The organism is Burkholderia sp. AU30198 (genome assembly GCF_020419825.1).
Lineage (GTDB): Bacteria > Pseudomonadota > Gammaproteobacteria > Burkholderiales > Burkholderiaceae > Burkholderia.
Genome location: NZ_JAIZSA010000025.1, coordinates 98,554 through 107,531, shown reverse-complemented (window position 1 = coordinate 107,531; position 8,978 = coordinate 98,554). Strand labels below are relative to the sequence as shown.

Sequence of the window (8,978 nt, the reverse complement as noted above, 5' to 3'; positions counted from 1 at the left end):
TTGGGGGCGTGCTGCTCACGATTGGAAGGCAGCCATGAACCAATTCGCCATCCTCTACGAGGATCGGTTCGTTCGACCATCCGTGTGAATCTCAACCCGTCTTGAACACGGAAATTCTGACACCCCCCCGTGATGTGTTCCATTTGCGCAAGTTCGCGGCCGCCCATTCGGACTGGAAGCCCTTCCTCGCACATGTTCTAGGCTTCAACGCGCAACTGATTGCACTGCACTACGAGAAGGAAGAGCAGCTTGCTGAAAAACAGACGACTGCGCAAACTATCAAGAACGAACTGGGTGGATCCATTGAGGACATCAGCAAGATAGAAGGTAGCCGGCTGTCGCAACAACGGCGCGCATGGCGCGCGCAGGATGCGAGTGCCGGGCAGTGACGTGGCACGGGGAACGCACACCAATCGGCCAGGGGAATGAAACATGACGGTCCTTCCGAAGCTCGTGCCGCTCGCGGCGTTGCTTGCCGTATTGGCGGCACGCGATGCGCACGCGGCTCCCGATTGCGCGAATCCGCAGGATCAACGCACGATGAACGAATGTGCGAGCCGCGCCTATGCGCGCGTGGACGCTGAGCTCAACCGTCGCTACCGCGCATTGCAGAGTCGGCTAAAAGACGACCGCGACGGTGCGAGGAAGCTGACCGAAGCGCAGCGTGCATGGATCGCGTTTCGCGATACCGAATGCGTATTCCAGACGATCCGTGTTGCGGGAGGATCGGCCGAGCCGCTCGCGCGTGCCGCATGCCTAGAGGAAACGACGAGGTCGCGGTCGGCTGCTCTGCAACGCTATCTCGAATGCGGCGAAGGCGATATGAACTGTCCCGTCGCGGCGCAGTGATCGTGCCGGGCGCGGCTCACCGGCGGCCGCCGTCACCGAGAGTCGTCGTACCGGCCGACAGCCGAAGCTGACGCGGCGTCACGCCGTAATGCCGCTTGACCAGTGTCGTCAGATAGCTCTGGCTGCCGAATCCGCAATCGAGCGCGATCGACAAGATGCTCGCGGACGTGTGACACAGCCGCCAGCGCGCGCGCTCGAGACGCCGTTCGATCACGTACTGCATCGGCGTGCGGGCGAACTGCGCCTTGAACGCGGCGATCGTCGCGTGTTCGCTCAGGCCGGTCAGGCGCGCCAGGTCTGCGAGGCCGATCGGTTTTCCGAGCGATTCGTCGATGAACCGGTTGACGTTCGTTTCGCGGAGCGTGTCGGTGAGTTCGAAGAAATCGTGGCGGATGTCGGCCGCGTTCGGATTGCGCTGGTAAGTCGTGCTCGGCGGTTCGCCGAAGCGCTGACGATAGGTGTTCACGAAGCGGTTGGACGGTGCGAAGCCGAACGCCTGCAGCGTACGGACGAAACTGCCGTCGCCTTTTGTGAGCGCATGGCGGACGCCGTATAGCCTCCCCTGGACAAAGAGCGCGGCCGAAGACTGGCCGGTCAGCCGACGAATCGCGTTCTCGAGCGCGCCGGTCGGGCAGTCGAGCGCATGCGCGATCGTGCCGAGCGTTTTCCATCGCATCGGGTCGGTTTCGATCATCGCCACCGCGGAATGCGCGGTGTGTTCGGTCACACAGGCGTCCGTCGCGAACAGCTCACTGTAGTTACTGCCGTGCTGCAACATCATGTGTTTCAACATGTGCTCGTACAGTGCGCGCATGGCCGCCTTCGGCGCAGGTGTCAGCATCATCATCCGGCGCAGGCAGTCGGCGGCGGTGTTCCATGCGACGGCCGCATCGGCCGCGATCGGCTTCATGTCGAACCGGACCGGCGTGGCGAGCGGCCTGCCGATCCACTGTGATACGAAATCGTTCAGTTCGCCGGCATCGAGAATCACGGCGGCATGGTGGAATCCTGCAGGCTCTGATACGCACGTCACATCGGTTGAGGGCGAGACCGGTACTACGTCACCGACAGCGCATTGCGCGACCGTATTCCCGCTTGTGAACGTCGATCCGCCATTGATGCATGAGGAGAAGAGGTAGTTGGGGCTGCCGTTCGATTCAAAGTGAAATGGCATTTCGAAGTTGCCGTCATAAATACCGATTCCATTCCATTGTTGGCCACTGATGGTCACTTCCCGCTTGCCGGCATGAAGTGCGCGAAAACGGTTCTCCGCGTAGGTCGTTACGAGAAAATCAGAAACTTCATCTCCATCGGTGCCGTGAAAACTGCGTGTCTGGATCGGAAATTCGCTCGTCATGGTGATCTATATTGTTTTTGTTGCTAAATTGAGCATCAACAAGAATCAATCGGGGCAGAGAGCAACATCATTCACGGCCGACATCGTAGGGAAATACAAGCCGATAGGTAAGCCATCGTGCCGTATACGAGGTATACAGCCCGCGGAACAAGCTATTCACATGAAACTGACGTGTGGCGAAATAATTCAGTAGGGTAGAACAAAAAATCAATGTGAATCGTTTCCCAACCGAGTGGATGGTTTTTGGAAAAATTCCTTCGATATTTTGAAATAAATGTCATTACAAAATCAATACAATGGAGCTGCCGATGCGGTTCGTGACGGGTACATGCTGATTGGAGCGGCATGAATTCGACAATTTCAAATCACGCGGCATCACTCGATGCGAAGGGACGAAACCGACCCGCCGCGCTGGAGTGAACGAGGGAGCGCACCCGTCGGCAAATACGGACGCGCTTGTGGTGCACCGTCCGGAGAATACAAGCGATGAAAATTCTCTATACCAATTTTCACGGCGGCAATGGTGGCGGGCACGACACCTATATCTATCATCTTGCGGCCGGCCTGGGCCACCGGTTTCACGTGGCGGTTGCGTCGCCGGCCGGCAGCCGTCTGTCGCGCATGGTCGACACGCTGCCGGACGTGCGCGTCGTCGACATGCAATTCAAGCCGGGATGGCGTACGTTTCTTCCGGAACTGGTGCGCTTGCGGCGACTGATCAGGCAATCGGCGTTCGACGTCATACACGTCAACGGGTCGGCCGATCACCGGCAGGTCATGCTTGCACTGATGGGCAGTCGCACGCGGCCTTCGATTGTCTTCACGAAACACAACACGTATGCCGCTGGAAGCGTCGGCAATTTCTTGCGTGCGCGGTTCGCGACGGACCAGACGATCGCCGTCAGCGACTATGTTCGGCAGATGCTGGAGCGGCAATCGCCTTATGACGACATCACGGTGATCAAGCATGGCGTGCAACTGCCGCCGCACGTGATCGAGCGGGCCGAGATCCGGCGCCGGAGAGTCCAGTATTTCGGCGAAGCCGGTGCCGATGCGATCGTGCTGGGCAGCGTCGCAGGCACGGGGCCACACAAGGGGTGGAGCGATCTGGTCAGCGCGCTCGCGCATCTGCCCGATGCGTTGCGCATGAAGTTTCGCGTGATGCTTGCCGGCGACTGGCCGTCGCCCGAGCAGCGCGAATTTGTCCGGCGCAGCGGCGTGGGCGAGCAGATTGCGTTCGTCGGACCGACGGACCGCACGCATGACGTGCTGGCGATCTGCGACGTGTCGTTTGTGCTGTCCTATCACGAGAGCCTGTCGTTTGCGTGTCGGGAAGCGATGTCGATGGGCCGTGCTGTGATCGTGACCGATGTCGGCGGTCTGCCGGAGAACGTCAGCGATCGCGTCGACGGGTGGATCGTTCCGCCACGATCGCCGGGCGCGGTTGCCGCCGTTTTGCGCGAGATCGCCGCAGGCCCCGGGCGCATTCCCGAGATGGGCCGTGCAGCGCGAGCAAGGAGCGAACGCGAATTCAGTCTCGCGCGGTTTATCGACGAAACGAGTTCGGTTTATCGGGCGTCGATTCGAAGGTCCATGGTTCTCGCATGACCGATATCCCGATGCAAAGGCCGCCGGCACCGAACGCGCACGCGTCGACCGCACGCGCCGCGTGCTGCCCGATCCTGATGTATCACCAGATCCGCCCGCTGCCGCCACGTTCTGACGTATTGCGCGGGCTGAGCGTCGATCCGCGCGCGTTTCGACGCCAGATGCGCATGCTGAAGGCGCTCGGCTATTGCGGTGTGTCGGTCGCGGAACTGCAACGGCGCCTGGCACAGACGCGGAGCGCAAAGCTGTTCGCGATCACGTTCGACGACGGCTTTCGCAACGTGTTCGAGCATGCGTTGCCCGTGCTCGACGAACTCGGATTCACCGCGACCTGCTACTTCGTATCCGGCAAGCTGGGCGGCAGCAACGACTGGGATCGCGGGATCGCGACCGCCGAGGCCGAACTGATGGATCGCGGCGCGATGCTCGAATGGCTGGGGCACGGACATGAGGTCGGCGCGCACACCGTCAATCACGTTGCACTGTCCGACGTGCCCGCGCCGACGGCGTGGCGGCAGATTGCGCACTCGAAGGCGCAGCTCGAGGATGCGACCGGATGCCCGGTCGTATCGTTTTGCTATCCCTATGGCGCATTCGATGCGAACGCGCGGCGGCTGGTCGCTGAAGCGGGCTTCCGTAGCGCGACGACGACCGTGCGCGGGCGGGTCAAGGCGTGCACCGACCCGTTTCTGCTGCCGCGCATCGCGGTGCCGGGCGGGCGAGGTGTCGTCCGCTTCCTCGGGAGGTTCTTCCGGTGATGCGCGGTACTTCCGCCGCAAACGCAGCGCGGTTTTCACCCGCGTTCAACACTGACTGGTTCGAGCGGCCGATGGTACGCGCGCTGGTGCTCGTCGCGCTGGGTATCGCTTATCTGGCACCGGGCATCGTTGGCCACGACCCGTGGAAGCAGGACGAAACGTATACGTTCGGAATCATTCGGCACATGCTGGGTACCGGCGACTGGGTCGTGCCGACCAACGCCGGCCTGCCGTTTCTCGAGAAGCCGCCGCTGTACGATTGGGTCGCAGTCGCGTTCGCGCGGCTGTTCGGCGGAATATTGCCGCTGCACGACGCTGCCCGACTGGCGAGCGCGTTGTTCGCCGCGCTTGCGTTCGGCTTTACTGCGCGCGTGGCGCGTATTGCGACCGGTGCGACGCGCTGGTTCGATCCCCGCGTGATCGGCCCGATTGCGCTGTGCGCGGGCACGCTCGTCGTGATCAAGCACACGCACGACATGATGACCGACGTCGCGCTGATGGCCGGCACGGCGATCGGCTTTTGCGGTCTGTACGAACTCGTCGCGGCGCTCGTACGCGGCGGCAATCCCGACTATCGTGCGGCCGTGCGATTCGGCGTCGGCGTCGGGATCTCGCTGATGTCGAAGGGCCTGTTCGTGCCGCTCGTGTTCGGCGCGACCCTGGGTGTTGCGCTCATGTTGTATCCGGCATGCCGAACGCGGACATGTGCGCGTGTGCTTGCGATTGCCGTGATGGCCTGCGCGCCGTTCATGCTGATCTGGCCGACGGCGCTTTATCTGCGTTCGGAAGCCTTGTTCGCTACCTGGTTCTGGGACAACAACGTCGGCCGTTTCTTCGGCTTTTCGGTGCCGATGCTCGGTGCCGAGAACGATAAGCCGCTGTTTATCTGGCGTGCGTTGCTGACGGCCGGATTTCCGGTCGGTCCGCTCGCGGTTGCCGCAATCGCGGGCGGCATGTTGCGCGGTTGGCGCAACCCGGCGATCGCGCTGCCGATCGCGTTCGCCGCGATCGGGCTCGTCGTGCTTCATGTCGCCGCGACGTCGCGACAACTGTACATCCTGCCGTTTGTCGGGCCGCTGTCGCTGATCGCCGCACGGAGCATCGAGCGCATGCAGGCGCGATGGCACGCGGCATGGGATTACGCCAGCCGTTGTCTGTTCGGCGCGTTCGCGGTGCTCGTGTGGTGCGCCTGGTTCGCGATGACGGGCGATACGCTGCCGCGCGCCACCGTCGTGTGGCTTGGCGCATGGCTGCCTCTCGACTGGACCATTCCGCTGCAACCGGTGGCGATTTGCGCGGCGCTCATGCTGAGCGCGGGCTGGTTCGCGATTTTGCCGCTGCTGCGTCGTGCGGGGCCGTGGCGCGGCGCGTTGTCATGGGCGAGCGGCGCGGTGCTTGCGTGGGGCCTTGTCTACACGCTGTTGCTGCCATGGCTCGACGTCGCGAAAAGCTACCGGTCGGTGTTCGACGATTTGAAGGTTCAACTCGCGGGCGAGTGGCACAAGCACGATTGCATCGCAAGCCCGGGGCTCGGCGAATCGGAAGCGCCGATGCTCGATTACTTCGCCGGGATTCGCTACGTGCCTGTGCACGAGCCGCGTGCGAGCGCGTGTCGCTGGTTGATCGTGCAAGGCGTGCGGGGTGCGGTGCCGGATCCGGGGGCGTCGTGGGCGCCGTTCTGGCACGGTGCGCGCCCTGGCGACACGCAAGAGGCGCTCGTCGTTTATCGCGCGGTGAAACGTGAAGCGTCGGGCGTGGACCCGGCGCGCGATACGTCGCATCAACCGGAGGGCAGATGACGCCGGGCATCGGACGCCGCGGATGCTGGCTCGCGGCGCTCGTGATCGGCGCGGTGATGTTGCTCGTGGCGGAGTTGATCGTCATCGTTTCCTGGCTGGTTGACTAGCTAGCGTGGCTTGTGCGGCGCGAGCCGCGGCGGCAGTGCTCGACCGACCGATATCGCGGGTATGGAGGCAAGGGGTGGGTACATTTCTGGAGAAAACGATGCGGAAACGATTGCGCATGACGGAGCGGTGGATCGGATGGCTGCTTGCGAGTGTCGCGCTCGCGGGATTGATGAGCGCATGCGGTTCGGGAGCGGATTCGGAGACGGCCGAACGCACCGTGCTCGTCTATATGGTTGGTTCGAATTTGACTGATGATCTTCAGCGCGATCTCGACGCGATGACCAAAGCGACGGCCGGCACGAAGGTGAATATCCTGGTCACCACCGGCGGCGGAGTTCCGATAGCGGGGGATGCAGGCACGAAGCCAATTGTCGACTGGACGCGGACCCAACGCTGGGAACTCGCGCAGGGGCAACGAATCAATCGGGGCGATCTGGGACAACAGGACATGGCGGCATCGGATACGCTGCGCGATTTTCTCGAGTGGGGCGTTCGAAAATATCCGGCGAAGCGGATTGCGGTTATTTTGAGCGATCACGGGGGCGGACCGAATGGCGGCTTCGGTTATCGCACTACGACGCCTGCGGAAGACGAGAAGGGGAGTAGACCGCACTTGTCGTTGGAGGATATGACCTCGGCGTTCAACGCTGCCACTACCGCTACGGGCAAGCGCTTCGATTTGATCGGGTTCGACGCATGCATGATGGCCAGTATCGAGGTCGCCGTCGCGTTCCGTCCGTATGCGGACTACCTTGTTGCATCGGAAGATCTCGAGGTCGGCGGATGGAACTACGAGCGCGCATTTGGCGATCTCGTGGCGCAACCGGGTATGGATGCTCGAGATCTGGGTACACGGATCGTTGACAGCTATTACGACCTGCGTGGAGCAGACAACCCGGAGCTCACGATTTCGCTCGTCGATCTGCACGCGCTGGACAGTGTCATCGGCGTTATTGACCGACTCGGGACGACGCTTTACGAGAACGGAAGCAGCGTAGCGGACATCGCACGCGCACGCGTCGACGCACGTTCGTTTGATACCGACTGGGTCACCAGCACCGATCTGGTCGATCTGCTGCAGTTTTCACGGGCACTGGAGTCTGTGGCATTACCCGTGCCGACAGTCGGAAGCAGCGTCGTCGAGCAGGCGCTGAGCGAGGCCGTTGTCGCCAAGCGTGCGGGAAGCAACCGGCCGTTGGCTAGCGGATTGACGATCTTCATGCCGGCCGGCGCTGCATATGAGGATGCCACCATGATGGTATACGGTAGCCTGGATTTTAGCGCTTCCTATCGACGGTTTGTCGGCGAATACGGCCCCGCATTGAAGGCGGCACTTGACGTGCTTATCCAGATCTCGCCGCCAGTTGCATCAGGCGACGACGTCCAGGCATTCGCGTTTTCCCCGAAGCTCTGGCAGGAGGCGGTACCGATGGCGGCACTTCGGGATGACGCCGGGCAGGTCGTGGCGCTTCGTCCTGTCGGGCCAGCATCGCCCGCCGTAGCAGGTGATGTGAACTTGGGAGGCGAATTTCGCAAGATATCAACCAAGTCGTCGGAGCAGTGGTATGCGCTCAATGGTTGCATCATGTCAGTTCTTCCGGGAGACGCTGATACGTCATTTGTCATCCCCGTGTCCTATAGCGACAAGCGTGGTGCTTCCTATGTCGACGGCTTCTTGTTGGTGTCGGGACAACGAGGGGGAGACCTGACGCTGAATGGCTTTGTTCAGAAGTTAGGTATTGCCGTTGGTCATGTGCAGGAGATTGGGGCGGAAGCGACGGTGGTGCCGAAGATCTGGTCTCCGACCGGGTCGGCATGGGAGGCTCAGCCCTTGGATTCTGCGAGATGCAAGGCGGTTGCGGCGGCAGGTAATAGCTGGAAAATCGGACGGATCGACAAGCTTGATTCAGATCGATTCTCGTTTGCCGTGGCAGACTTGGCGAATCGCTTGCGTCTGTCGCCTGCGCTGTGACGGACGGTTTTCACTTTCTCAGGCTCAGGATGCGAATCGAGAAACCCAACCGTGCTTCGGAAATCGTGGGTGTTGTTTGAATCGATGTCGACACGGCAACTGCGATGCTGGCGTGTCGACAGGAATTCCCGGAGCACGCATGGCGGGTGTAGAGCAAAATAATTCTGCCACTCCAGAATCCCTGCAGATCAAGGAGTCCGGTCCACGGGTTGACGACTTTATTGAAAGTCTCGCCAAAATAATGTAGTCAATTCGAATATGGCCGGATTAAATTTGTTAATTCGCGCCGCAGACTTCGAAGCCCGACCGTAAGTCCCTGATCTTATGGGCGATCCCCGGCACGCGATGCGGCCGGTCGCGACGCTGCGCCCGCGCGGCGCCCCTCGACTGGACGCCTTCAGCCTAAAGCTCAACCATCGCCTCACGTTGTTTCAGCGCGGCGCGCCCGAACTGTGGTTGCTGATCGAGGTGGATCCCACTGTTCGGACCTTTTGTGAGCGACCGGGTTACGTGCGGGTCAACGCACA

The 8,978-nt window shown here is 61.7% G+C and carries 7 protein-coding genes; 6 read left to right on the top strand and 1 reads right to left on the bottom strand.

Going from position 1 to position 8,978, the window contains the following annotated elements; genetic code table 11:
• Positions 1-101 precede the first annotated feature (101 nt).
• A complete protein-coding gene (locus tag LGN19_RS35790) occupies positions 102-389 on the top strand; it encodes a hypothetical protein (RefSeq protein WP_226219835.1) in 288 nt (95 codons plus the stop codon).
• A gap of 64 nt (positions 390-453) precedes the next feature.
• The gene (locus LGN19_RS35785; protein WP_226219834.1) at positions 454-849 is read left to right on the top strand and encodes a lysozyme inhibitor LprI family protein; all 396 of its coding nucleotides are present in this window, start codon (positions 454-456) and stop codon (positions 847-849) included.
• Positions 850-865: 16 nt separating this feature from the next.
• Here LGN19_RS35785 and LGN19_RS35780 read toward each other — a convergent pair whose 3' ends face one another.
• Entirely contained in the window at positions 866-1,840 is a 975-nt protein-coding gene (locus LGN19_RS35780) for a helix-turn-helix transcriptional regulator (protein ID WP_226219833.1), read from the bottom strand.
• Positions 1,841-2,692: 852 nt separating this feature from the next.
• Between LGN19_RS35780 and LGN19_RS35775 the strand changes: the two genes are divergently transcribed.
• The 4 genes from LGN19_RS35775 (at position 2,693) to LGN19_RS35760 (ending at position 8,451) form a co-directional block, all read left to right on the top strand.
• On the top strand, positions 2,693-3,814 hold the full coding sequence (locus LGN19_RS35775) for a glycosyltransferase family 4 protein (protein ID WP_226219832.1): 1,122 nt from the start codon (positions 2,693-2,695) through the stop codon (positions 3,812-3,814).
• An 11-nt stretch (positions 3,815-3,825) separates the two neighbouring features.
• A complete protein-coding gene (locus tag LGN19_RS35770) occupies positions 3,826-4,572 on the top strand; it encodes a polysaccharide deacetylase family protein (RefSeq protein WP_226219831.1) in 747 nt (248 codons plus the stop codon).
• On the top strand, positions 4,572-6,371 hold the full coding sequence (locus tag LGN19_RS35765; RefSeq protein WP_413227264.1) for an ArnT family glycosyltransferase: 1,800 nt from the start codon (positions 4,572-4,574) through the stop codon (positions 6,369-6,371). Before LGN19_RS35770 ends, LGN19_RS35765 begins: the two co-directional genes overlap by 1 nt.
• Positions 6,372-6,552: 181 nt before the next feature.
• Entirely contained in the window at positions 6,553-8,451 is a 1,899-nt protein-coding gene (locus LGN19_RS35760; RefSeq protein ID WP_226219829.1) for a clostripain-related cysteine peptidase, read from the top strand.
• Positions 8,452-8,978 lie beyond the last annotated feature (527 nt).